Consider the following 23,200-nt stretch of genomic DNA (forward strand, 5'->3'; position numbering starts at 1 on the left):
GACTTAAGGCTCCGTAGATTTTGCTAATAATAAAACACGTGGATCTACACGTGCTTGGGACTGGGACAGGCTGGCCAAGTTTACCTTAAAGGAAGTTCGCGTTTTGTTTTGATATAAGCAAAATGCGCTACCTAATTTGCATTCAGTATTGTTAGAGCTAAAAGTCAGTGGAGCATCTTTTAGGTTATTTATAATATTTTGCTCTTCACGTGGTGTGTAGGTTGAGAAAAAAACAGCATTGCACATAATCTTATTTAATTCAGACAAACTGACCGCTTGAATTTGATACGCACTCTTGAGTTGCTGATTGACTTGAATGAACTGATTGGATAATTGGCTGTTATTTAAAATGCATAAAGAAATAGGATTGGGAGTATTCCAACGTACATAGCTCAAAATCGTCAACGTGGTTGCAGGGAGATTTAGTTGTGGCTGTGCCTGTACCTGAGAAATCATTAAACAGGACAAGAGAGTTAAATAAATTTTGTATTTAAAAGCTGTCATTATTCATTTTGCTTGGCAGCGAAAGTGAGCCTATTTTAACGAAAAATAAACAGTGATGGTTAAAATTGCTTTAATAATCGACAAAAATCACATTTTTGACCAAAAAATATGCGCTTGAAATGAAATAATCGAAAAAGGTGTTGCAAGGGATTAGAAATACTGTAGAATGCACATCCATCGGCGGTGATGTTGATTAAAACTTGTTGAGAAACAAGGATTTAGCCCAAGCGGTAGAATCTGGAGGTCTTGAATGAGTTTGAAAATAATTAACAAAACCAGTTGACTTCTTCTTGAAAGAGAGTAGTATAGCCGACCTAGCTTGCTGATGACGAATCAGCAAGAAGATCATTAAGAGATTATGAAGAACAACTTGTGTGGATTTTTACTGATTGATCGATCGAAAATATTTCATTGATTGAAGGTAAAAATTACTCGAAGTTTATTTGAGAAATATTTGTCAGAAAATTGATGAGCCAAGATTTGTAGCCATAAGCTACTAATGATTTTAACTGAAGAGTTTGATCATGGCTCAGATTGAACGCTGGCGGCAGGCTTAACACATGCAAGTCGAGCGGGGAAAGGTAGCTTGCTACCTGACCTAGCGGCGGACGGGTGAGTAATGCTTAGGAATCTGCCTATTAGTGGGGGACAACATTCCGAAAGGAATGCTAATACCGCATACGCCCTACGGGGGAAAGCAGGGGATCTTCGGACCTTGCGCTAATAGATGAGCCTAAGTCAGATTAGCTAGTTGGTGGGGTAAAGGCCTACCAAGGCGACGATCTGTAGCGGGTCTGAGAGGATGATCCGCCACACTGGGACTGAGACACGGCCCAGACTCCTACGGGAGGCAGCAGTGGGGAATATTGGACAATGGGCGAAAGCCTGATCCAGCCATGCCGCGTGTGTGAAGAAGGCCTTTTGGTTGTAAAGCACTTTAAGCGAGGAGGAGGCTACTTGGATTAATACTCTAGGATAGTGGACGTTACTCGCAGAATAAGCACCGGCTAACTCTGTGCCAGCAGCCGCGGTAATACAGAGGGTGCGAGCGTTAATCGGATTTACTGGGCGTAAAGCGTGCGTAGGCGGCTTTTTAAGTCGGATGTGAAATCCCTGAGCTTAACTTAGGAATTGCATTCGATACTGGGAAGCTAGAGTATGGGAGAGGATGGTAGAATTCCAGGTGTAGCGGTGAAATGCGTAGAGATCTGGAGGAATACCGATGGCGAAGGCAGCCATCTGGCCTAATACTGACGCTGAGGTACGAAAGCATGGGGAGCAAACAGGATTAGATACCCTGGTAGTCCATGCCGTAAACGATGTCTACTAGCCGTTGGGGCCTTTGAGGCTTTAGTGGCGCAGCTAACGCGATAAGTAGACCGCCTGGGGAGTACGGTCGCAAGACTAAAACTCAAATGAATTGACGGGGGCCCGCACAAGCGGTGGAGCATGTGGTTTAATTCGATGCAACGCGAAGAACCTTACCTGGTCTTGACATAGTAAGAACTTTCCAGAGATGGATTGGTGCCTTCGGGAACTTACATACAGGTGCTGCATGGCTGTCGTCAGCTCGTGTCGTGAGATGTTGGGTTAAGTCCCGCAACGAGCGCAACCCTTTTCCTTATTTGCCAGCGGGTTAAGCCGGGAACTTTAAGGATACTGCCAGTGACAAACTGGAGGAAGGCGGGGACGACGTCAAGTCATCATGGCCCTTACGACCAGGGCTACACACGTGCTACAATGGTCGGTACAAAGGGTTGCTACCTAGCGATAGGATGCTAATCTCAAAAAGCCGATCGTAGTCCGGATTGGAGTCTGCAACTCGACTCCATGAAGTCGGAATCGCTAGTAATCGCGGATCAGAATGCCGCGGTGAATACGTTCCCGGGCCTTGTACACACCGCCCGTCACACCATGGGAATTTGTTGCACCAGAAGTAGGTAGTCTAACCGCAAGGAGGACGCTTACCACGGTGTGGCCGATGACTGGGGTGAAGTCGTAACAAGGTAGCCGTAGGGGAACCTGCGGCTGGATCACCTCCTTAACGAAAGATTGACGATTGGTAAGAATCCACAACAAGTTGTTCTTCATGACGATGTATCTGAGGGTCTGTAGCTCAGTTGGTTAGAGCACACGCTTGATAAGCGTGGGGTCACAAGTTCAAGTCTTGTCAGACCCACCAAATCTGACTAACAAGCATTGTTAAATGCTGAATACAGAAAACAGAAACATTGACTTATTGATAAGCTGGGGACTTAGCTTAGTTGGTAGAGCGCCTGCTTTGCACGCAGGAGGTCAGGAGTTCGACTCTCCTAGTCTCCACCATAGATTATAGAACTTAGTAAGTTAAAGCTTATTAACTTCTGTGATTTATCACAGTTTCCTGACCTGACGAAGGCTGGAAAAATCATTAACAGAATATATTTGAGTTGAAATAATTTGTTCATACTCGTTTTTAAGATCGACATTAACAGTGATTTATTACTGATTGATGAAGATTGAAGAAATGAGTTACTAGCGAAATTAACTGAATCAAGCGTTTTGGTATGTGAATTGAATTGAAGCTGTACAGTGTTTAAGTACACAGAGCAACAAACTGTAAGGAAGTGATGAGAAATCATCATAGACTGTCTTAATCCTACTTGTAGGGATTAACGACTGTTTGGGGTTGTATAGTCAAGTAATTAAGTGCATGTGGTGGATGCCTTGGCAGTCAGAGGCGATGAAAGACGTAATAGCCTGCGATAAGCTCCGGGGAGGCGGCAAATATCCTGTGATCCGGAGATTTCTGAATGGGGAAACCCACCTGTCATAAGGCAGGTATCGTATGATGAATACATAGTCATACGAGGCGAACGAGGGGAAGTGAAACATCTCAGTACCCTTAGGAAAAGAAATCAATTGAGATTCCCTCAGTAGCGGCGAGCGAACGGGGAAAAGCCCATTAAGTCATATCAGTTTTAGTGGAATGCTCTGGGAAGTGCAACCATAGTGGGTGATAGTCCTGTACACGAAAGGGCTGATATGATGATGTCGAGTAGGGCGGGGCACGTGAAACCTTGTCTGAATATGGGGGGACCATCCTCCAAGGCTAAATACTCCTGACTGACCGATAGTGAACCAGTACCGTGAGGGAAAGGCGAAAAGAACCCCTGTGAGGGGAGTGAAATAGATCCTGAAACCGCATGCATACAAGCAGTGGGAGCCGACTTGTTCGGTGACTGCGTACCTTTTGTATAATGGGTCAGCGACTTACATTCAGTAGCGAGGTTAACCGCATAGGGGAGCCGTAGAGAAATCGAGTCTTAATAGGGCGTTTAGTTGCTGGGTGTAGACCCGAAACCGGGTGATCTATCCATGAGCAGGTTGAAGGTTGGGTAACACTAACTGGAGGACCGAACCCACTGTCGTTGAAAAGCCAGGGGATGACTTGTGGATAGGGGTGAAAGGCTAATCAAACTCGGTGATAGCTGGTTCTCCCCGAAAGCTATTTAGGTAGCGCCTCGGACGAATACCATTGGGGGTAGAGCACTGTTTCGGCTAGGGGGTCATCCCGACTTACCAAACCGATGCAAACTCCGAATACCAATGAGTACTATCCGGGAGACAGACTGCGGGTGCTAACGTCCGTAGTCAAGAGGAAAACAATCCAGACCGCCAGCTAAGGCCCCAAAATTATAGTTAAGTGGGAAACGATGTGGGAAGGCATAGACAGCTAGGAGGTTGGCTTAGAAGCAGCCACCCTTTAAAGAAAGCGTAATAGCTCACTAGTCGAGTCGGCCTGCGCGGAAGATGTAACGGGGCTAAAACTATATGCCGAAGCTGCGGATTTGCAATTTATTGCAAGTGGTAGGGGAGCGTTCTGTAAGCCGATGAAGGTGTATTGAGAAGTATGCTGGAGGTATCAGAAGTGCGAATGCTGACGTGAGTAACGACAATGCGAGTGAAAAACTCGCACGCTGAAAGACCAAGGGTTCCAGTCCAACGTTAATCGGGGCTGGGTGAGTCGACCCCTAAGGCGAGGCCGAGAGGCGTAGTCGATGGGAAATTGGTTAATATTCCAATACTTCTATGTAATGCGATGAGAGGACGGAGAAGGTTAAGTCAGCCTGGCGTTGGTTGTCCAGGTGGAAGGTTGTAGGCATGTATCTTAGGCAAATCCGGGGTACTCTATGCTGAGAACTGATAGCAAGCTGTACTTGTACAGTGAAGTGGCTGATACCATGCTTCCAGGAAAAGTCTCTAAGCTTCAGTTACATAGGAATCGTACCCGAAACCGACACAGGTGGTCAGGTCGAGTAGACCAAAGCGCTTGAGAGAACTCTGCTGAAGGAACTAGGCAAAATGGTACCGTAACTTCGGGAGAAGGTACGCTGCCGACGGTGATAGGATTTACTCCTTGAGCTATTGGCAGCCACAGAAACCAGGCCCCTGCAACTGTTTATTAAAAACATAGCACTCTGCAAACACGAAAGTGGACGTATAGGGTGTGATGCCTGCCCGGTGCTGGAAGGTTAATTGATGGGGTTAGCGTAAGCGAAGCTCTTGATCGAAGCCCCAGTAAACGGCGGCCGTAACTATAACGGTCCTAAGGTAGCGAAATTCCTTGTCGGGTAAGTTCCGACCTGCACGAATGGCATAATGATGGGGGCGCTGTCTCCAGCAGAGACTCAGTGAAATCGAATTCGCCGTGAAGATGCGGTGTACCCGCGGCTAGACGGAAAGACCCCGTGAACCTTTACTGCAGCTTGACATTGAACTTTGATCTTACTTGTGTAGGATAGGTGGGAGGCTTTGAAACCGAGACGCTAGTTTCGGTGGAGCCAATCTTGAAATACCACCCTGGTAATATTGAGGTTCTAACTCTGTCCCGTTATCCGGGACGAGGACCATGTCTGGTGGGTAGTTTGACTGGGGCGGTCTCCTCCTAAAGAGTAACGGAGGAGTACGAAGGTGCGCTCAGCGTGGTCGGAAATCACGCGTAGAGTATAAAGGCAAAAGCGCGCTTAACTGCGAGACCCACAAGTCGAGCAGGTACGAAAGTAGGTCTTAGTGATCCGGTGGTTCTGTATGGAAGGGCCATCGCTCAACGGATAAAAGGTACTCTGGGGATAACAGGCTGATACCGCCCAAGAGTTCATATCGACGGCGGTGTTTGGCACCTCGATGTCGGCTCATCTCATCCTGGGGCTGAAGCAGGTCCCAAGGGTATGGCTGTTCGCCATTTAAAGAGGTACGCGAGCTGGGTTTAGAACGTCGTGAGACAGTTCGGTCCCTATCTACCGTGGGCGTTGGAAATTTGAGAGGATCTGCTCCTAGTACGAGAGGACCAGAGTGGACGAACCTCTGGTGTACCGGTTGTGACGCCAGTCGCATCGCCGGGTAGCTATGTTCGGAAGGGATAACCGCTGAAAGCATCTAAGCGGGAAGCCTACCTCAAGATAAGATTTCCCTAGGACTTTATGTCCTCTAAAGAGCCGTTGAAGACTACGACGTTGATAGGTTGGATGTGGAAGCATAGTGATATGTGAAGCTGACCAATACTAATTGCTCGTGAGGCTTGACTATACAACACCCAAACAGTTGGTGTTGTGGTTCAAATCACTGCAAACAACTTGATTTAGTTATAAAGCTAGATACATGAGCGAGGAATAAACAAACATTAATTATGTTTGTCCGAGCGCAAGACATAAAGCTATGCTTTATGTTAAAATCAACTCAAATATACCTGTTAATAACTCATTTGATGAAAGTTAGGCATACACAATGTGTAAATAAGACCCAACGAATAGTCATAAACAGTTGTGCTGGCGACAATAGCAAGAGTGAACCACCTGATCCCTTCCCGAACTCAGAAGTGAAACCTCTTAGCGCTGATGGTAGTGTGGAGTTATCCATGTGAGAGTAAGTCATCGCCAGCTCATTAATTCTAAATCCCCCTCCGCTAAGCGCTGAGGGGGATTTTTTTATGCTGAAAAGATTAAAAATAAAAAGAATAGAGCGGAGAATGCGTGTTAAATTATAAAAAAATGCATTTATATAAATTAAAATTATGTGAAATATCTACCATTTATCAGAAATATCAGTATTGCATAATTTTGTTACTTGCATTTTTTAGGGTATACAAAGGAATCGAGGTTAAAATGGCTTTACCATTGTCCGCATCCAAAGTAATCGACTGACAACCTTCGAGATGAATTTCATTCATAAAAGCAGCAACCATAGCTAAAATCGAGCTACTAACTGCCGCAAGTTTAGTACTGTTATAACCATCTCTTTTATAAACATGTGCTAAATCGAAGCCATCTGTGCTACACAGCATGACATAATTGACGCTGCGGACATTCATGAGAACATCTTGAATTTCATTCTTAGCAAAATCAATTAACTCTTTTGGTGCTGAGCGGCTTTGCGCTAAAGTAAACATATAGAACCTCGTTAAGGGTTAATTGGCAATATTTGAGTTGATCTCAATGGATGTAATGAGCGCTTCTAATAATAACAAAACGTCATCTTTCTTCCTTGCATCGATAAAGAAGAGTGGAGAAAAGAGATCATTTTGTAATAACCAGTCTTTATAGATAGTGGTTGATTTGGTTGACTCAGAAAGAAGATCGGTATGTGTAATGCCGATCGCAATATTGTCGGTAAAGTTTTGAAAGGTTTCCAGATAACTTTCTAATTCTTGAATAGGGTTATCTGAATGATGGTCAATCAAAATTACAGCACCAATAGCACCTTTAGTAATGGCAGACCAAATAAAGTCGAAGCGGCTTTGCCCAGGTGTACCATATAGCCCAATGGTCAGGTTTTCATCAAGCGTGATTTCACCATAATCAATACCAACTGTAGTTTCCAATTTGGTATGGCGCTGTGCATCTGTGTTGAAAGCCTCCGTTTGCAGTACAGGAATCTCTGAGAGTGATCGAATCGCCTCTGTCTTACCCGCGCCCATACCACCAGCAAAAACAATTTTAAAGCGTTGTAAAATCATATTATTATCCTATATGCCTAGTTTTTTTCTTAGTTTTCCAAAAAAGCTTTTAATTAATCCTGCTTCTTCTGTAACTTGAGGCATTTCTGGTGGGTTAAAGTGTTTATCCCAAATATTGATTTTTGAGAGATTATGGGTCGCGATATTGGCTGCAATAAAGCGCTGCACAGTTTCAATAGGGAGATTCAACTGCGTTGCAATTTTTGAAATTTTACCACCTTGAATAAAGCAGCTGGAAAGTTGAAAAATGGTTTTCCTGTCCACATTACTTGCTGGCTTAGGCCACATATGGATCTTAAAATGTCCATCTTCAGGTGCAATTTTTTTCAAAAATATGGGTGAATCCCAAAAAAACTGCCATAACCAGTCGCTAAGTATATGGGGTTGCTTGCGTGAGACTTTCATGAAGTTGCTGGTGCTGGCAATGTCATAATCAAAACCAGAATCTGTAAAGGCTTGTTCTCGTTCTGTATTGAGCCAAGCGATATTTTTCTGAATATCAATAATGGCAATGGTGCCCAAAGTATCAAAAAGATGTAGCTTTGAGTTGCGTTCGGTATCCAGCATTTTGCTGAAATATTCTAATTTGTAGTGTGTTTTTTTATTCTGAGTTTCGATAGGAAGGATTTGTTGATTGTCAAAAGAGGGGGGCAGTAGATGTTGAATAATCCAATTCGAGAAGCTTTCAAGATGTGTAATTGGTAAAGAAATTGTGTTTTCGTGGAGTCGGTTTTCGTTATGGGTTTGCTTAGAAATTTTTAGCCATGGGAACTGACGACTTCGAATGATCTTTTGGATCCTTCGGTTTCATAAAAACTTTCATGGATAAATAAACGATCAATAGTTGGGTCAGCAGCGGAGCTCCAGTTAATTTGATACTCTTGAGGAATGAGATTACGTAGCTGTGTTTTAAGTTCGTCAGAATGGTTTGAACTCAGGCCAGTAATCGCAATATTAATATATTGCTTATTCATAGTGTTTCTTTAATTTAATTAGGTTGAAGAGGACAACGCATACAACCCCTTTCCCAAAAGGACGAATAAGGTGATACTGCTTACCTAGTGTAATTAAAATATCTTCGATGGTGTCATTCAAGTTCAATGCTTGTGCAACACGTCGTTTTGAGCGAACGACTTCAGTATTACCTGCAGCCGCGAGTTCTAAATCGATGCTTCCACCGCCTTGAGTTGCTAGGGCCAAACCGCTTTCCCCATCGACCAATGCTGCTGCATAGAATCCATCGATATTTGCTAATGCTTCCAATGACACTTTAGCCATAGTTTTTCTCTTTAATTTTATGAGTTTTGAAATCCTTTTAACTTGTTGTTTCACAATTCGATTTAATTATATGGACGGCGTGAAAAAATTATTAATATAAATAAATGTAACAAAAAAAAGATGAATAAATGTACGATTAAACCCGAGGCTTTTAGTCAGTTTTTGCTATAGATTCTGTGATTAAGTTTGCGTATTTAGAAAAGGAGTGTGAGAAAGCTTATTGTTATTTGAAAAAGTGTTTAATTTATTTGCTATTGCAACAAAATGTAAATTTTATCATTTGGACAAATAAAAGCAAAAAAAGAAATCGATTTTTTTGATTTTTAAAGATGAGATATATAATTATTTTTCATTAAAAAATAAAGGGATGCGCAAAATGAGTGCATCCCTTGGGAATTAGACAAACATTTGACTTGCTGCGCAATAAAGTCCCCATAAAATAACAATAGCCACAGCAGGCTCAATCAGTTTTGCCCATGTTGGCGTTGGATTTTGCTCTACTACCTGTGTGTGTAGCTGATCTGAGTGGTCAGTTGCGTGTTGATTTACCATTTGATTAAACTCCTTCATCGTCTCTTCTAATGATAGCTCTTCTTCAGGCTTTGGTTTAGAGCCAATCAGTTCTGTTAGCTCACTTGTTGTCCAAACCCAGTCATCAGCCAGACCAGAGAGGTGCTCGATTTGACCGACAAGCAGCTCACGAATTCCATGTTCGCCAAAGTTTCCCGTGACATCAAGTTGTTTGAGTTCAGCAAACTGAAGACCCAACATTGTAGTCAAGCTATGTTCTAAGTCTGCCTTCGCTAACTGTGATTCATTTTGCGGAGACGTGGTGAGATGCCTTGCAAGTTCTTGAATATAGAGATGATCCTGAGTTTGAATCTCTTGATAGAGCTTGGTGCCATCTTGACGCATCAAAGTGATGAGTTTTCCAAGGGAGAGGGTGTTGGCCTCAGACAGATATTGAAGTCGCTCCTCATCTGAATATTGACTCAGAAGCTCAGGCTTTTGAATTTTAATCTGCTCTGCAAAATATTGTACTAAATCAAAAGCCATATAATTACTCCATTTTATTAATCTAATAACCTTAAACTTGGTTTTTTCTTAGCGGGTTCAGTTTTTTCTTCATTGTCTGATTTTAAAGCATTTTGCTCACTTTGGGTATGATTGTCATACTCACTTGGATCGAAGAACAAGCCCTGTCCATTTTCACGGGCATAAATGCCTATCACAGCATTAAATGGGACATAAATATCACGAGATACGCCACCAAAACGTGCAGAGAAGGTAATCGCATCGTTGCTCATATGTAGCGCATGTACGGCATGAGGGACGATGTTTAAGACAATTTGGCCATCTTGAATAAACTGTTCAGGAACGAGAGTATTGGGCTGGGTTGCATCGACCAATAAATGCGGTGTCAGTTGGTTATCACAAATCCATTCATAAATGGCGCGAGCTAAATATGGACGAGTCGGCGTAAGGTTTAATTCTTGATCAGACATAATGTTCTCTACGGCTGTTTAAATTCAGATTGATAATGGTTTTTCTCCTGCAAAGTTAAAGACTTTAAAAATGCAGGACGACTAAAAATACGTTGACAATATAAATAGATTGGGCGGCATTGCTGTTTCGGTAAATGCACGCCCATGCTGTTTAAGCGTAGAAAGATAGGCGCAAGCATGCAATCTAAAATACTAAAGCTTTCCGACATGAAATAGGGGAAATGCTGGAACAATGGTGTTAAGGAAATGAGTGTATCTTTCAGTTTTTTTTGTGCTTTCAGTTTTGCTTGTTCATCAAGTGTATCCGGATGGCGTAACATCATATCGGCAAGTTTTAACCAATCTTGTTCAAAGCGCCAAATGTACTGACGCTGTTCCGCGCGAGGCATAGGCGCGTCGGCATAGAGCTTGTTTTGACGATAACGATCGTCTAAATACTCAGAGATGATATTGGCATTAAATAGTTTTAAATCATTTTCAATCAACATGGGCAGTTGATTATAAGGGTTTAAGCTGGCGAGATCTTCATCATCTGCATCACTTAAAACCAGATGGTATTTGATTTGCTTCTCTGCAAGTACATAACGAATCCAGTGGGAGCGAAAATCATCTGCATGGCTATACAGCGTAATTCCTTGAAGCGGAGTAGTTTCGACAGACATATTTCAAGAAACTAGGTGAAGTGAATCGGTTAGAATACTAAAAATAGCCAATAAAATCATCTTAACTTTAATATGCTTATACAATCGAACAACTTGGAATAAATGAAAAATAAGGATAGAACTATGCAGCTTAGGCTCAGAATCACCCAATCGATTGCAGTTATTATACTAATGACTTCCATCTCAAGTAGTTATGCTCAAAATCAAGATGCAGCCGAACAGGTAGATGTAGCGCAGCAGACTGCTGAATATGCAGCTTGTATTGCCGATGAAGCCTGTGATGTTGCTACTTCTGTATCTGAGGATGAGATGTATGGCGGCATTCAGCAAGAATATACAGTAAAAGGCTGTAAGGTCACTGTTTATAATGATGGGCCTGTGAAAATGGTCGATGAGAAAACCGACGAGCCATGTAATGCACCACTTCCCAAAGATCATCAATTTTCAAAATAAGCTGGAATATGTAACTACAGGGATGTAGTGCGAATAAAGCCAGAAGCATAGACTTAAAACTTGAAAATCACGTATAAAAAAGCCTTGGATAAACCAAGGCTTTTTTGTCCGATTCGGTAAACGAATTAACGTTTAGAGAATTGAGGACGTTTACGAGCTTTACGTAAACCAAGTTTCTTACGTTCAACTTCACGAGCATCACGAGTAACGAAACCAGCTTGACGAAGAGCAGGTTTAAGTGTTTCGTCAGAAGCGATCAACGCACGAGTAATACCGTGACGGATAGCGCCAGCTTGACCACCGATACCACCACCAGCAACAGTGATGTAAAGGTCATACTTTTCAGTAACTTCAAGAAGCTCTAAAGGTTGACGAACAACCATACGAGCAGTTTCACGACCGAAGTATTGCTCAAGAGTACGGTTGTTAATTACGAGCTTGCCTGTACCAGCTGACAAGAAAACACGTGCAGTTGCGGTCTTACGGCGACCTGTACCATAATTAGTAGCCATGTGCTGTATCCCTTAGATGTCCAAAACTTGTGGCTGTTGAGCAGCGTGTGGATGCTCTGTACCTGCATACACTTTCATTTTCTTGATCATTGCATAACCAAGAGGACCTTTTGGTAACATACCTTTAACAGCTTTTTCTAAAACTGCTTCAGGTTTGTGAGCGATTAACTTTTCAAAGTTAGTCTCACGGATACCACCAGGGAAGCCAGTGTGGCGATAGTATTTTTTATCAAGCGCTTTTTTACCAGTCACTTGAATTTCTTCAGCATTGATTACAACGATATAATCGCCAGTGTCAACGTGAGGAGTATAAGAAGTCTTGTGCTTACCACGTAGACGACGAGCGATTTCAGTCGCAAGGCGACCTAAAGTTTTGCCAGAAGCATCAACAACGTACCAGTCGTGTTGAACTTCAGCAGGCTTAGCGCTGAGAGTTTTCATTAAACCACTACCTATTATAGTTGGTTTGGACTATGGAATCTGTCCAAACAAAAGGAGACGCGATTCTAAACGAAGTTGCTCAGAATCACAAATGAAAATATAAAATTTCAAGAGCCGTATTTTAAGGTATTTCCCTACATAAAGGAAGAGATCAAAGTTTATTCTTTTTAAAAAACCACAAAAGAGTTCAAACTTTAAAAAAATGGGGAACAGCGATATTGAACTTTATGACTTCACTGAATGAAATGCAGGATTATCACCATAGAACCATTTTAAATTAACGGACAGTGCAGCAGTTACGACTCGCAATTTCTTTGCTCATGTTTGATGTGTTTGAGGCTTTATTTTTTTCTTTGAAAGTTGATGGAATGTGAAAACAGGATAAGTGAGGATTTAAATATAAAAGAATAGGTTCAAGTTGAGTACGGTGAATGCGGAGATACTGGGTGAGACGTTGTATAATAGTCAAAACGCATTTTATTTGAGTTGATCATGCTGCCTTTATATGTCACCAGTGGTGAACCTGCTGGGATTGGTCCAGATATTTGTTTAAGCCTTGCTGCTCGTATAGATGAGCGTCCGATCGTGGTCCTTGGTGATATGAACTTGCTACGTACACGTGCAGCATGTTTGGGATTGGACATTGAACTGATTGAATATTCAGGGCAAGAAGCATCATCAACTCAGGGTCAACTTTATGTTGAGCATGTGCCTTTAAGCAAAGCTGTTGTAATGGGTGAGCTCAATCCTGAAAATGCGCCTTATGTCTTAGAGCAGCTACGACGTTCGGCCGATTATGCTATGTCCGGTAAAAGTGTAGGTGTTGCAACTGCTCCTGTACAAAAGTCAGTCATCAATGATGCTGGGATTCACTTTAGTGGACATACCGAATACTACCAAGAGTTTGCTGGGGTTGAATGTGTGGTGATGATGCTCGCAACCAAGACCTTGCGTGTCGCGCTGGCTACTACACATTTGCCATTAAGAGCAGTACCCGATGCGATTACCAAAGAGCGATTGCATCAAGTCATTGATATTTTAACTCAGGACTTAAAAAGCAAATTTAAAAAAGAGCATCCCCACATTTTAGTGTGTGGCCTAAATCCACATGCTGGGGAGGATGGTTATTTGGGCATGGAAGAAATTGAGGTGATTAACCCTGTGCTGGAAAGCTACCGTGCTCAAGGCATAAATATGAGTCTGAGCCTACCTGCCGATACCTTATTCACCCCAGAAAACTTAAAAGATGCCGATGCTGTTTTGGCGATGTATCACGATCAGGGCTTACCTGTGTTAAAATCGCAAGGGTTTGGTGAAGCCATTAATATTACTTTGGGCTTACCGTTTATTCGTACCTCAGTTGATCATGGCACAGCTCTCTCCCTCGCAGGCACAGGTCTTGCGAAAAGCTCAAGCTTACAGGTCGCTGTTGATTTAGCGTTAGAATTAGCTCGTCACTAATGTTCAGTGACTAACTCACGTTGGAAAATTTTATGTATCAAATTAATGCCTTAAACCCTAAAGATGAAGGGCACCATACGCGGAAGCGTTTTGGGCAAAACTTCTTACATGACCAACGTGTGATTGCCAAGATTGTACGTTCAGTTGCACCACGTTCAGGTGATAACATTGTGGAAATTGGGCCGGGTTTGGCAGCCTTAACTTCTCCGTTGATTGGTGAGTGTGACGCACTTACGGTGGTCGAATTAGACCGTGATTTGGCGGCAGGTTTGCCGGGGCGTGTGCCACATCCTGAACGTTTAACCATTATTGAAACCGATGCACTGAAGTACGACTTCACCAATTTATTTGAAGATGGTCGTCCTTTACGGGTTGTGGGTAATTTGCCGTATAACATCTCAACGCCACTTTTGTTTCACCTTTTGGAGTTTGGTGACAAAGTTAAAGACATGCACTTTATGCTACAAAAAGAAGTGGTTGATCGTATTACGGCTTCTCCAAATAGCAAAGAGTATGGTCGTTTGTCGGTGATGATTCAGTATTTCTGTAAACCGACGTTCTTGTTTGAAGTGCCACCGGGTTCATTTAACCCACCACCCAAAGTGACTTCTGCGGTGTTCCGTTTAGAGCCGTATGCGGTTAAGCCGATTGTGGCAAAAAATGAAAAAGCCTTGGCACGTTTGGTCTCGCATGTCTTTACTCAGCGTCGTAAAACTTTGCGTAATAGCTTAAAAGGCATGTTGGTTGAAGATGGTTTTGAACAAGCAGGTGTTGATCCGATGGCGCGTCCAGAGACTTTAACACTGGCTCAATTTGTGGCATTAGCAGATCAAATGGTGGCTTAAGATGGCAGGTGCAGAGATTCGATACAATTATGTCATTGGTGATGTGCAGGGTTGTTTTGAAGCACTAAAAGCTTTGTTAAAGACCATACAGTTTGATCCTGACCAAGATTTTATTTGGTTTGCAGGGGATTTGGTTGCCCGTGGTGAAAACTCATTGGGTGCTTTACGCTTTATTAAAAAATTAGTAGAGCGTAATGCGGCTGCAACAGTTTTAGGCAATCATGATTTAACTTTGCTGGCGGCTGCACGTGGCATTAAAGCAATCAAAGACAAAGATAACATTCGTGATGTGATTGATGCGATTGATAGTGATGATTTGATTGATTGGCTACGGAAACAACCCTTGTGTGTGTTTCCGAACGCAACCACGGTTCTGACGCATGCAGGCATTCCAACCAATTGGACAGCAGAACAAACTGCTGCTTTAGCCGCAGAAGTTGAGGCGGTCATTGCAGCAGATGATTTTGATGTTGTCGATGCCTTTTTAAAAGAAATGTATGGCAAAGAGCCCACCTTATGGTCGGATGAACTGACGGGGCATGCGCGTTTACGTTGTATCGTAAATTATTTGACTCGTATGCGTTTAACCGATAGTGCTGGGCGTTTGGAGTTTAGTTTTAAAGACTCGCTCAACGACCCGATGCCTGAAGGCTTCAAACCATGGTTTGAATTTGCTTCGCAAGCGGCACAAACCCATAAAGTTGTGTTTGGTCACTGGGCAGCTTTACAAGGTAAAACCATTTCGGACTCGATTCAAAATGTAGATGGCGGTTGTGTTTGGGGACATCAATTAATGGCTTATCGTCTAGAAGATGAGACCTTATTTGCCGTTGATAATCCAGTTCAATAGCACATGCATTAAAAAAGCCACGAACTTCGTGGCTTTTTTATTCTTAGTCGATTCTTAACCAGGTTTGGTTACGACCTAAAGCAGAAACACCGATGTAAGCACGTAGCGAAAGACGCTTTCCTGTGGCATTCAGTTTCATTTTCGCATCATAAAGTTTGCCAGACAGCGGATCAATCACACGACCTTTTTCATAGTTATTGGTGCCGTCGACATGTTTTAAGCCTTTAATAATGTCCATACCCAAAATTGGTTTATTGGTATATGGCGTAGGGCAATTCACACAAGTTTCTTTTGGCGTATAACCTGGGCGTGGTGTAATTTTTACAATTTTTCCAGTGTAAGTATTATTCGATTCTTTACGAATTTCGATAATGGCTTTTGGTGAACCTGATTTATCATCAATTTGTTGCCATGTCCCTGTTAAGTCCTGTGCAAATGCTCCCCCGCAAAGCATGGACAATGTTAATCCCGCGATAAAAAACTTACTTTTCATATAAGGTTCTCTATAGTTTCACAAAAAGATATCCAAGACACAGAAAAATAAACAGTTTGCACAAGGCAAACTGTTTTGTGTTTAGATATGAATTAGGCAGTTGCCTTTAAAAAATGAAAAATCATACACGCTTAGCTGAAACACTTTTATTCATTGAATTTGAAACAATCAGACTAAGTTTGGAGCAATGTATAAGTGACTCAGTAGTGGTCTACAAAATCTAAAATGAATCGATCAAGTGATTGCGTAGACCAGGCCTGTTCAGTAATAAGAACCTAGATTATTCTCGAATCCAAGTTTGGCTGCGACCTAGAGCCGATATGCCCACGTATCCTCGCAAGGTTAAGCGTTTGCCATTCGAACTGAGTTTTGCTTTACAACTATAAATATTACCAGACAGTGGATCAATGATTTTTCCACCCGTGTAATTGGTATCACCGCTGTGTTTCAAACCTTTCATCACATCCATGCCTAAAATAGGCTTATTGGTATACGGCGCAGGGCAATTAATACAAGTTTCTTTTGGTGTATAACCCGGACGAGGCGTTACTTTAACGATCTTAGCGGTATATGTCCCATTTGATTCTTGGCGAATATCAAGGATGGCTTTTGACGACCCAGTTTTGTCATCAATATTTTTCCAAGTGCCGCTAATATCTTCAGCGAAAGCTGTACTACCCATAACGGTTGTAGCGAATGCGATTGCAAGTGTCAATTTGCTCATGAACAAAATCCTTTTATCATTTAATCAACGACAAACTCATCTTAAGTCGATTTTTTAAACAATACAATTGTTTATGTGAGGAACATATCACATTTTTTGCAAGTATAGAATAAACAAAGGTAACCAGATTGCTGTAAATACCGCATTGACAGCCATTCCAAAGGCTGCGTAACGTCCAGCAATACTTCCCCGTTGCCATGCTTGAGCTGTACCGATGGCATGAGCTGCAAGACCTAGCGCTAAGCCCGATGCTCGTTCGTCATTAATGTGTTTGAGGATCAGTGGTGAAAATGCAGCACCAATCACACCGGATAAAATCACGATTAAAATGGCCAGACTCACAGGGGCTTGTAGCAGTGTTGCAATGTTAATTGCGATAGGCGTTGTGACTGCGCGTGTGGCAAATGCCATAATGGTAGGGTCAGACAAATGTAATAGATAAGCCAGGCCCATCGGCAGTCCGACCGCACTGATACTGGCAAAGACCAAAATGCCCACCACGGCTTTGAGGGGGAGGTCGTCATAGCGCATGGCAGCCAATGGAATAGCCAATGCGACTGTGACATAACCGAGCAGATGGTTAAACACTGGATTTACCTGTGCCATATATTGCTCATACGGAATGTTTAACAACAACAGCAGGGCAATCACAAAGCACATGCCAAAAACAATCACTGGAATTTGTGGCAGTTTTTTGTTGAGTGGCTTTGCCAGTAAGTAGGCAACGAGGGTTAGGAAAAAACCGAAAATAATGGGAATCATGTGCACACTCCTAAAGCCATTTCTTAGACATTTTTGCGTAAACCCACAGTGGAATTAGTGTGCTGACAAACAGCACCACCAAAAACATTGGGATTTCACTGCCTAAATGCGTCATCATTAACAGGGAGCCTGCACTGATAGGTAGAAAAGCAAAGGCACTTTCTTTCATGATTTTATTGTTGGTATCCACCAAACGTGCTGGAATTTTATGAAATTTTCTCCAACCCAAAAGGACGATTAATAAACTAATCAGTCCAATTAAATTGCCCAGTTCAGGATGTCCAAAACGTCCAGTGATCCACACAGCCGCCTCACGAAAGATGATGATCAGGGCAACCGTGCCGATCCATGCTTTCCAATCAACAGTTTTTATCCATTCCATTTTGTTCTGTCATTAACATTTTACTTATCACGTTTTAACCGATTTAGCTTTTGATTTCAAATTCTTCGAGTTCACGATGAAATTGTTTTGCTTTCAAACCTAAAATTTCATCAATCGGTAAATGTGCTTGTTTGATCAATTGTTCAAGTTTATGTGGCGCAATATACACTTGTAGGTGTAGGTTGCCCTCATCATCATAATTTTCAGATTGAATCACATTTAGGGCGTACAGTTGATTACGCAATTTGCCATAGGCTGGTTTGAGTAGGACGTCAAAATTTTGAATTTGGCCCATCAAGCACTCTTGGACCGCTTGGCGTAGTAGATTAAATCCTTCGCCTGTATGTGCTGAGACATAGACACGCTCAGGTACATTGGGTTCAGCGTAAATGATTTTGGCTTGTTCGCCACTTTGATCGATCTTGTTATACACCCGTAGGATTGGAATATCTGCGCCAATTTCTTTGAGCACTTTTTCAACGGCTTCAATTTGTTCCATATGGTCTGGACTGCTCGAGTCAATCACATGCAACAGCAAACTGGCTTCTAATGTTTCCTCTAGCGTCGCTTTAAACGATTCCACTAAAGCATGCGCGAGATTCCGCACAAAACCAACCGTATCGGCTAGGACCAGTGGGCCAATACCATCCCATTCCAAACGTCTTAAGGTTGGATCTAAGGTTGCAAATAACTGATCTGCGGCATAAACATCAGATTTGGCTAGGGTGTTAAACAGGGTCGATTTGCCCGCATTGGTATAACCAACCAAAGAAACGGTTGGAATCGCGGCTTTTTGACGTGCAGCACGGCCTTGGATACGGGTCTGACGGACTTTTTCTAATTTATCTTTAAGTTGTCCAACACGGACACGGAGTAAACGACGGTCAGTTTCGAGTTGCGTTTCACCTGGACCACGGAGTCCAATCCCGCCTTTTTGGCTATCGAGGCTAATGCCTGTACCGACCAGTCGAGAAGACAAGTGATCCAATTGAGCCAATTCGACTTGAAGTTTACCTTCATGGGTACGGGCACGTTGTGCAAAGATATCCAAAATAAGGCGTGTACGGTCAATGACCCGGCACTTAATAATACGACTCAGGTTACGTTCCTGACTGGGTGTTAGGGCATGGTCAATAATCACCAGCGTGGCTTCAAGCTCCTCAACGCGAGCAGCAATTTCCTCTGCTTTGCCTGAACCAATGAAATATTTAGCATCGGGTTTGAATCTTTGAGCGTGAACATGCTCCAGAATTTCTGCACCTGCCGACTTAGCAAGCAAACGAAATTCTTCTGCATCAAGGTCTTCCAGAATATGGATGGCAACACTGACTAAAATGGTTTTTTCGCCACCTTGCTTCTGCTCAAAATATTCCACTAAATTCGATCTCACATTGAAAACTCTAGTGTAGATGAATTTGCTGAGATTGAGCGAAATAGTTATGCCGTTGCCTTACATTGAGCGAAATAAGTGAACCAAAAGCAGTAAGGTGCCAAAGTATAAAATACTGAGCCCTATAATAAATTTCAGTGCCTGAACAGGATTTAACGGCGGAGCTGGAGGATTTACGTGGTCGTTCATATACACACCATGTTTTAGTATTTCGATTGATTTATTTTAATTAATTTGTTTAAGCGATTAAAATTGAAAATAATCATCTGGGCCTTCGGTTTTTATGATCAATGCAAGTTGCTCAAGATCAGTATAGAATGAGCCGAAATCAATGATTAAATGTTGAATGAAGCTGTGCCAAGTGAACCGTCTATGCAATCGAATACTGAAATAAAAACAACATCAATAAAAGGTGTCTCTAAGCTTTTTCTGTATGGTAAAAAGCTGGCTTCAGGGCTTGGCGCCGTGTCCGAAGGGTTTTATTTGGTCTATCGACATGGCTTGTATAAAGACATTAACAATCCACAAAATACCCGTTACGTGCAGTATTTCTGTCGTCGACTGTGCAAGGTTTTTAACATTGATGTGCATGTCCACGGGGATATTCCACGTAAGCCTGCACTTTGGGTCAGCAATCATATTTCGTGGTTAGATGTCGCGGTTTTAGGTTCAGGCGCACGAGTTTTCTTTTTGGCCAAGGCTGAAATTGAAAAATGGCCTGTGTTTGGCAAGCTGGCAAAAAGTGGTGGAACTTTGTTTATTCAACGTGGTTCAGGCGATTCCATCAAAATTCGAGAGCAAATTACAGCGTTTTTAAAACAAGATATTCCTGTGTTGTTTTTCCCGGAAGCGACCACGACCGATGGTTCTAAAGTGAAAAAGGTTCATGGACGTATATTAGGCGCAGCAATTGAGGCCCAGCGTGATGTGCAAATTTGTTTGATTTGCTATGTGAATCAACAGGGCGGACTTGACCAAGTCTCTCCGTTTATCGGTAATATTAGTTTTGCCGAGCATGTTAAAAAAGTACTAGAAATGCCACAAGTCACGGCACATTTAGTTGCGCTCCCAGCCATTTGTACAGCAGGACATACGGTTGAGAGTTTAACGGCACTGGTCCAACAAAAAATGGTGCAAGGTTTGGCTGATTTACATCACAAAGTTTTGAAGTCCCAACCTAACATGCAACAAGCTTGAAGGCTTACATAAAGCCTTCAATCGGTAGCCAAGAAACGACTTTGAGACCAGCGCGTTTAAACCAATTCATTTTGGGTTCAGTAGTATAGGTTTTGGTAGAGCCATCAGCTTGTTTGATTTGCCAGTTAATGTTTTTGTTTGCATCTAGGACCAGCTTATAGGCATATTTACTGAGGTTTTGGTCCATGGTGTAGTGTACCGCTTTAGCCAGCGGTGGACTGTTCAGTAAAACCCCAATTTCTGTATTTAAGTTGGCAGAGCGGGGATCAAAATTAAATGAACCAATAAAAACCTGTTTCTCATCAATGGCCATGAGTTTGGCATGCAGACTCGAGCGGCTTAATCCTTTGATGCTGACTTTGGCTTTTTTGGAAATTTCTTCATTGTTTTCGTTTAGGGCTTCGGCCGCAGGCGTGGCTAAAAACTCATAGAGTTGAACACCACTTTCCAGCAAGTCTTCACGATATTTTCCATAGAAAGCATGCACCAACGGTACATCATTGGCTTTAAATGAGTTGGTCAATACGCGGACTTGAATGTCACTCTGTGCTAGGTTAGCCAGATGTTTTTTGCCTTTACGCTCAGGTACAAAATAGGCTGAAATAATGTCGATGCTTTCCATTGGCTTTTCTAAATGGGTTTGCAACTGGAAGTTTAAATGTTCTTCTTTTTTTGCCCGTGATTTGATTTTACTCGGTGAGTCCTTCACCACTTCGGCTTTGACCCAATCGAATTGGATACTATCATTTAACCAGTGTTCAAAGGCTTGCGAACGATTGGCTAGATCCAAATAATTTTGGACGGTCACTTCCTGATAGTGCTGCTCTAACTGGGTTTTTAAACCTTCATAACGCAAGCTGTAATGGTTAGCGTTGACAATTTGACGCACTGGAAAGGCATAATCGTCATTCCAGTATTCATCGAAGGAATGCACAATTTCATCTGAGGCAGAGCCGACCAACATCACATCAACATCTGAAAACTGATAACTGTCGCTGACGTTATAATATTGATTGCTCATGTTACGCCCACCAATCAACGAAATTTGATTATCGGCAATGAAGCTTTTGTTGTGCATCCGGCGGTTGATGCGTTTTAGATTTAAGACCATATCCATCGCACGATAGTGACGGAAGCGGTAGGGGTTATACAGTTTGATGTCAATATTGGCGTGCTGATCGAGCGCCAAATAAATGCCTTCCATTTTCTTGGCATTGTTATCATCGATTAGTAATCGAACCTTCACCCCGCGATCAGCGGCTTTCAAAATAGAATAAAGCGCTAAAGAACCAATACGATCGTTGTCCCAAATATAGTATTGTAGATCTAAGGTTTTTTCTGCCTTATCAATAAGATGGATACGCGCGGCCAATGCTTCGAGTGGATTATAGAGAACATGGAAACCTGTAAGGCCTGGATTTTGTTCACGTAAAGGCAGAACGATTTTGCCTAAACTGGTTTGATCTGTCGGTAGATCAAAAGCATAGACAGGCGTCTGTGGGATTTGTTTGGGTAAGGTATTACACGCTGGGACAGTCAAAACCATACAGCTCAGCAACAACAGTTTGGCACCTTGCTGAGTCGCAGATGAGCGGAATAAAGTTTGTTTCGCTAAGCCGTGAGGTTTTTCCATCGTCATAAAGTCTATAAATTTGGTTTGAGTATAATTCTGAGCTGTGAAAAGATAAACAGAAGATTATGTGTTCTTGATGAACAGTTTGTGAGTAAAAGTCTATGATGAATATACACTCCGTCGTGTTCTATTTTTATATTGCGATGGCCTTACTTGCGGGGTGGGCGGTGTATCAGGCATGGATCAGTCAAACCAATACGGAGACTATTCATCCGTTTAAAGCCTTTGTGCATTTGTTGGCTTTTTATCTCTCTTATTTACTCATTCCTTTGTTTTTCTTTAGCTTATATGCCGGTTTTCAGGGCTATTATTCATGGCATGAAGCTATTTTTGTGTTTTTGGTTAGTGGTGTGCTGTGTTATGCACGTTTCATTGAACCGCATTTTGTACATGTCAAAACTACTCAATATCAAATCCAAGAAGATTATAAATTACTCAAACCCGTTCGTATTGCCTTAATTGCCGATCTACATATTGGTCTATTTTCAGGGCATGAGCGACAACTGAAAACCATCGTCAAACGACTGAATGAACAAAAACCTGATTTGGTGGTGGTTGCAGGGGACTGGACGTATGAACCTGAAAATACACTGGCAGAAGAATTAGAGGTGTTACAAGAAATTAATGCCCCTGTCTATTCGGTCAATGGTAATCATGATGAGCAGTATCCTGGTCCGCCGATTCAAAATTTGTTAAGACATGCTTTGAAGGTGAATAATGTGATTGATATTGAAGGTCAGATTGTTGAATTTGAAGAGTTTCGTTTGATTGGAGTCGGAGATTTGTGGGCAGGTAAGGCGGATATGCGTTTTATGCCGCATTTACCGCAGGACAAACCATGGGTCATCTTATCGCACAATCCAGACACGGTCGATATGATACCCGCTTTACCCAGCCGTCCTTTAATGCTTTCGGGTCATACCCATGGTGGTCAAGTTGAACTGCCATGGCTCACAGACTATGTAATGAAAAAAGTATCTATATTAGGACACAAAAAAGGCTTGTACCGACATGAACATGCGGATGTGTTTGTCACGGTTGGAACAGGTATGGTGGGTGTGCCGTTTCGTTTTCGCGTACCACCGACGATCGATATTATTGAACTGATTTAAGT

23 protein-coding genes, 2 tRNA genes and 3 rRNA genes are annotated in these 23,200 nt (G+C 42.4%); 11 read left to right on the forward strand and 17 right to left on the reverse strand.

Annotated features, from left to right (window positions below; genetic code table 11):
• Positions 1-3: 3 nt before the first annotated feature.
• Positions 4-504, reverse strand: coding sequence for a YfiR family protein (locus ACFN7Z_RS02995; protein WP_010327466.1), 501 nt, complete (start codon positions 502-504; stop codon positions 4-6).
• A gap of 506 nt (positions 505-1,010) precedes the next feature.
• Here ACFN7Z_RS02995 and ACFN7Z_RS03000 point away from each other — a divergent pair.
• From ACFN7Z_RS03000 to rrf, 5 genes are all read left to right on the forward strand, one after another.
• Positions 1,011-2,548 (forward strand): 16S ribosomal RNA (locus ACFN7Z_RS03000).
• A 61-nt stretch (positions 2,549-2,609) separates the two neighbouring features.
• Positions 2,610-2,686, forward strand: a tRNA-Ile gene (locus tag ACFN7Z_RS03005).
• A 67-nt stretch (positions 2,687-2,753) separates the two neighbouring features.
• Positions 2,754-2,829, forward strand: a tRNA-Ala gene (locus ACFN7Z_RS03010).
• A 349-nt stretch (positions 2,830-3,178) separates the two neighbouring features.
• Positions 3,179-6,072 (forward strand): 23S ribosomal RNA (locus ACFN7Z_RS03015).
• Positions 6,073-6,310: 238 nt separating this feature from the next.
• Positions 6,311-6,425: ribosomal RNA gene (gene rrf / locus ACFN7Z_RS03020) — 5S ribosomal RNA — on the forward strand.
• The 16S, 23S and 5S rRNA genes sit together here with 2 tRNA genes alongside, the layout of an rRNA operon.
• A 161-nt stretch (positions 6,426-6,586) precedes the next feature.
• Here rrf and ACFN7Z_RS03025 read toward each other — a convergent pair.
• From ACFN7Z_RS03025 to ACFN7Z_RS03060, 8 genes are all read right to left on the reverse strand, one after another.
• A complete protein-coding gene (locus ACFN7Z_RS03025; protein WP_010327465.1) occupies positions 6,587-6,931 on the reverse strand; it encodes a roadblock/LC7 domain-containing protein in 345 nt (114 codons plus the stop codon).
• Between the two features lie 18 nt (positions 6,932-6,949).
• On the reverse strand, positions 6,950-7,498 hold the full coding sequence (locus ACFN7Z_RS03030) for an ATP/GTP-binding protein (protein WP_004695077.1): 549 nt from the start codon (positions 7,496-7,498) through the stop codon (positions 6,950-6,952).
• A gap of 9 nt (positions 7,499-7,507) precedes the next feature.
• Positions 7,508-8,065, reverse strand: a complete 558-nt coding sequence (locus ACFN7Z_RS03035; RefSeq protein ID WP_228127582.1) for a hypothetical protein — start codon at positions 8,063-8,065, stop codon at positions 7,508-7,510.
• A 191-nt stretch (positions 8,066-8,256) separates the two neighbouring features.
• On the reverse strand, positions 8,257-8,472 hold the full coding sequence (locus ACFN7Z_RS03040; protein WP_224216478.1) for a hypothetical protein: 216 nt from the start codon (positions 8,470-8,472) through the stop codon (positions 8,257-8,259).
• Positions 8,465-8,776: a roadblock/LC7 domain-containing protein gene (locus ACFN7Z_RS03045; protein ID WP_010327464.1), complete on the reverse strand. Its 312-nt coding sequence runs from the start codon at positions 8,774-8,776 to the stop codon at positions 8,465-8,467. The genes ACFN7Z_RS03040 and ACFN7Z_RS03045 overlap by 8 nt, the downstream gene beginning before the upstream one ends.
• A 396-nt stretch (positions 8,777-9,172) precedes the next feature.
• Entirely contained in the window at positions 9,173-9,832 is a 660-nt protein-coding gene (locus tag ACFN7Z_RS03050; protein ID WP_010327463.1) for a hypothetical protein, read from the reverse strand.
• A 17-nt stretch (positions 9,833-9,849) separates the two neighbouring features.
• Positions 9,850-10,281, reverse strand: coding sequence for a ClpXP protease specificity-enhancing factor (locus ACFN7Z_RS03055; RefSeq protein ID WP_010327462.1), 432 nt, complete (start codon positions 10,279-10,281; stop codon positions 9,850-9,852).
• An 8-nt stretch (positions 10,282-10,289) separates the two neighbouring features.
• Complete coding sequence (locus tag ACFN7Z_RS03060; protein WP_004695093.1) at positions 10,290-10,943, reverse strand: glutathione S-transferase N-terminal domain-containing protein; 654 nt, start codon at positions 10,941-10,943, stop codon at positions 10,290-10,292.
• A gap of 123 nt (positions 10,944-11,066) precedes the next feature.
• On the opposite strand from ACFN7Z_RS03060, the gene ACFN7Z_RS03065 reads away from it, so the two are divergent.
• Positions 11,067-11,396, forward strand: a complete 330-nt coding sequence (locus ACFN7Z_RS03065) for a hypothetical protein (protein WP_029575104.1) — start codon at positions 11,067-11,069, stop codon at positions 11,394-11,396.
• A 125-nt stretch (positions 11,397-11,521) separates the two neighbouring features.
• Here the strand turns inward: ACFN7Z_RS03065 and rpsI are convergent, their stop codons facing one another.
• Positions 11,522-11,908: a 30S ribosomal protein S9 gene (gene rpsI / locus ACFN7Z_RS03070; RefSeq protein ID WP_004695095.1), complete on the reverse strand. Its 387-nt coding sequence runs from the start codon at positions 11,906-11,908 to the stop codon at positions 11,522-11,524.
• A 12-nt stretch (positions 11,909-11,920) separates the two neighbouring features.
• Entirely contained in the window at positions 11,921-12,349 is a 429-nt protein-coding gene (gene rplM, locus ACFN7Z_RS03075; protein ID WP_004695096.1) for a 50S ribosomal protein L13, read from the reverse strand.
• A gap of 492 nt (positions 12,350-12,841) precedes the next feature.
• On the opposite strand from rplM, the gene pdxA reads away from it, so the two are divergent.
• Genes pdxA through ACFN7Z_RS03090 form a run of 3 tightly spaced genes read left to right on the forward strand, consistent with a single transcriptional unit; the run spans position 12,842 to position 15,505 of the window.
• Complete coding sequence (gene pdxA, locus ACFN7Z_RS03080) at positions 12,842-13,810, forward strand: 4-hydroxythreonine-4-phosphate dehydrogenase PdxA (protein WP_010327460.1); 969 nt, start codon at positions 12,842-12,844, stop codon at positions 13,808-13,810.
• A 32-nt stretch (positions 13,811-13,842) separates the two neighbouring features.
• Positions 13,843-14,655, forward strand: coding sequence for a 16S rRNA (adenine(1518)-N(6)/adenine(1519)-N(6))-dimethyltransferase RsmA (gene rsmA, locus ACFN7Z_RS03085; RefSeq protein ID WP_004695098.1), 813 nt, complete (start codon positions 13,843-13,845; stop codon positions 14,653-14,655).
• Position 14,656: 1 nt separating this feature from the next.
• The gene (locus ACFN7Z_RS03090; RefSeq protein ID WP_004695099.1) at positions 14,657-15,505 is read left to right on the forward strand and encodes a symmetrical bis(5'-nucleosyl)-tetraphosphatase; all 849 of its coding nucleotides are present in this window, start codon (positions 14,657-14,659) and stop codon (positions 15,503-15,505) included.
• Positions 15,506-15,548: 43 nt separating this feature from the next.
• On the opposite strand, the gene ACFN7Z_RS03095 is transcribed toward ACFN7Z_RS03090, so the two are convergent.
• The 5 genes from ACFN7Z_RS03095 to hflX form a co-directional block, all read right to left on the reverse strand.
• Positions 15,549-15,998: a DUF2147 domain-containing protein gene (locus ACFN7Z_RS03095; protein ID WP_004695101.1), complete on the reverse strand. Its 450-nt coding sequence runs from the start codon at positions 15,996-15,998 to the stop codon at positions 15,549-15,551.
• A 280-nt stretch (positions 15,999-16,278) separates the two neighbouring features.
• Entirely contained in the window at positions 16,279-16,722 is a 444-nt protein-coding gene (locus ACFN7Z_RS03100) for a DUF2147 domain-containing protein (RefSeq protein ID WP_010327459.1), read from the reverse strand.
• Positions 16,723-16,809: 87 nt separating this feature from the next.
• A complete protein-coding gene (locus ACFN7Z_RS03105) occupies positions 16,810-17,484 on the reverse strand; it encodes an LrgB family protein (RefSeq protein ID WP_004695104.1) in 675 nt (224 codons plus the stop codon).
• Between the two features lie 10 nt (positions 17,485-17,494).
• On the reverse strand, positions 17,495-17,866 hold the full coding sequence (locus ACFN7Z_RS03110) for a hypothetical protein (protein WP_004695106.1): 372 nt from the start codon (positions 17,864-17,866) through the stop codon (positions 17,495-17,497).
• A gap of 43 nt (positions 17,867-17,909) precedes the next feature.
• Positions 17,910-19,241 (reverse strand): ribosome rescue GTPase HflX, encoded by a 1,332-nt coding sequence (gene hflX / locus ACFN7Z_RS03115; protein WP_058951672.1) that lies wholly within the window; start codon positions 19,239-19,241, stop codon positions 17,910-17,912.
• Between the two features lie 387 nt (positions 19,242-19,628).
• Here hflX and ACFN7Z_RS03120 point away from each other — a divergent pair, with 387 nt between their 5' ends.
• Complete coding sequence (locus ACFN7Z_RS03120; protein WP_029575103.1) at positions 19,629-20,453, forward strand: 1-acyl-sn-glycerol-3-phosphate acyltransferase; 825 nt, start codon at positions 19,629-19,631, stop codon at positions 20,451-20,453.
• Positions 20,454-20,457: 4 nt separating this feature from the next.
• Here ACFN7Z_RS03120 and ACFN7Z_RS03125 read toward each other — a convergent pair whose 3' ends face one another.
• On the reverse strand, positions 20,458-22,086 hold the full coding sequence (locus ACFN7Z_RS03125; RefSeq protein WP_010327456.1) for a phospholipase D family protein: 1,629 nt from the start codon (positions 22,084-22,086) through the stop codon (positions 20,458-20,460).
• 101 nt (positions 22,087-22,187) lie between these two features.
• Between ACFN7Z_RS03125 and ACFN7Z_RS03130 the strand changes: the two genes are divergently transcribed.
• Positions 22,188-23,198, forward strand: a complete 1,011-nt coding sequence (locus tag ACFN7Z_RS03130) for a metallophosphoesterase (protein WP_010327455.1) — start codon at positions 22,188-22,190, stop codon at positions 23,196-23,198.
• Positions 23,199-23,200 lie beyond the last annotated feature (2 nt).

The organism is Acinetobacter sp. P1332 (assembly GCF_044057475.1).
Classification (GTDB): domain Bacteria; phylum Pseudomonadota; class Gammaproteobacteria; order Pseudomonadales; family Moraxellaceae; genus Acinetobacter; species Acinetobacter johnsonii.

What these genes read in the sequence shown, in the direction of transcription:
- ACFN7Z_RS03130 (WP_010327455.1), top strand. Translation starts at nt 22,188, where the DNA reads ATGATGAATATACACTCCGTCGTGTTCTATTTTTATATTGCGATGGCC.
- ACFN7Z_RS03065 (WP_029575104.1), top strand. Translation starts at nt 11,067, where the DNA reads ATGCAGCTTAGGCTCAGAATCACCCAATCGATTGCAGTTATTATACTA.
- ACFN7Z_RS03090 (WP_004695099.1), top strand. Translation starts at nt 14,657, where the DNA reads ATGGCAGGTGCAGAGATTCGATACAATTATGTCATTGGTGATGTGCAG.
- ACFN7Z_RS03120 (WP_029575103.1), top strand. Translation starts at nt 19,629, where the DNA reads ATGCAATCGAATACTGAAATAAAAACAACATCAATAAAAGGTGTCTCT.
- ACFN7Z_RS03060 (WP_004695093.1), bottom strand. Translation starts at nt 10,943, where the DNA reads ATGTCTGTCGAAACTACTCCGCTTCAAGGAATTACGCTGTATAGCCAT.
- rplM (WP_004695096.1), bottom strand. Translation starts at nt 12,349, where the DNA reads ATGAAAACTCTCAGCGCTAAGCCTGCTGAAGTTCAACACGACTGGTAC.
- ACFN7Z_RS02995 (WP_010327466.1), bottom strand. Translation starts at nt 504, where the DNA reads ATGACAGCTTTTAAATACAAAATTTATTTAACTCTCTTGTCCTGTTTA.
- ACFN7Z_RS03100 (WP_010327459.1), bottom strand. Translation starts at nt 16,722, where the DNA reads ATGAGCAAATTGACACTTGCAATCGCATTCGCTACAACCGTTATGGGT.
- ACFN7Z_RS03045 (WP_010327464.1), bottom strand. Translation starts at nt 8,776, where the DNA reads ATGGCTAAAGTGTCATTGGAAGCATTAGCAAATATCGATGGATTCTAT.
- ACFN7Z_RS03030 (WP_004695077.1), bottom strand. Translation starts at nt 7,498, where the DNA reads ATGATTTTACAACGCTTTAAAATTGTTTTTGCTGGTGGTATGGGCGCG.
- ACFN7Z_RS03025 (WP_010327465.1), bottom strand. Translation starts at nt 6,931, where the DNA reads ATGTTTACTTTAGCGCAAAGCCGCTCAGCACCAAAAGAGTTAATTGAT.
- ACFN7Z_RS03110 (WP_004695106.1), bottom strand. Translation starts at nt 17,866, where the DNA reads ATGGAATGGATAAAAACTGTTGATTGGAAAGCATGGATCGGCACGGTT.
- ACFN7Z_RS03040 (WP_224216478.1), bottom strand. Translation starts at nt 8,472, where the DNA reads ATGAATAAGCAATATATTAATATTGCGATTACTGGCCTGAGTTCAAAC.
- ACFN7Z_RS03055 (WP_010327462.1), bottom strand. Translation starts at nt 10,281, where the DNA reads ATGTCTGATCAAGAATTAAACCTTACGCCGACTCGTCCATATTTAGCT.
- ACFN7Z_RS03105 (WP_004695104.1), bottom strand. Translation starts at nt 17,484, where the DNA reads ATGATTCCCATTATTTTCGGTTTTTTCCTAACCCTCGTTGCCTACTTA.
- rsmA (WP_004695098.1), top strand. Translation starts at nt 13,843, where the DNA reads ATGTATCAAATTAATGCCTTAAACCCTAAAGATGAAGGGCACCATACG.
- ACFN7Z_RS03050 (WP_010327463.1), bottom strand. Translation starts at nt 9,832, where the DNA reads ATGGCTTTTGATTTAGTACAATATTTTGCAGAGCAGATTAAAATTCAA.
- rpsI (WP_004695095.1), bottom strand. Translation starts at nt 11,908, where the DNA reads ATGGCTACTAATTATGGTACAGGTCGCCGTAAGACCGCAACTGCACGT.
- ACFN7Z_RS03125 (WP_010327456.1), bottom strand. Translation starts at nt 22,086, where the DNA reads ATGGAAAAACCTCACGGCTTAGCGAAACAAACTTTATTCCGCTCATCT.
- pdxA (WP_010327460.1), top strand. Translation starts at nt 12,842, where the DNA reads ATGCTGCCTTTATATGTCACCAGTGGTGAACCTGCTGGGATTGGTCCA.
- ACFN7Z_RS03035 (WP_228127582.1), bottom strand. Translation starts at nt 8,065, where the DNA reads ATGCTGGATACCGAACGCAACTCAAAGCTACATCTTTTTGATACTTTG.
- ACFN7Z_RS03095 (WP_004695101.1), bottom strand. Translation starts at nt 15,998, where the DNA reads ATGAAAAGTAAGTTTTTTATCGCGGGATTAACATTGTCCATGCTTTGC.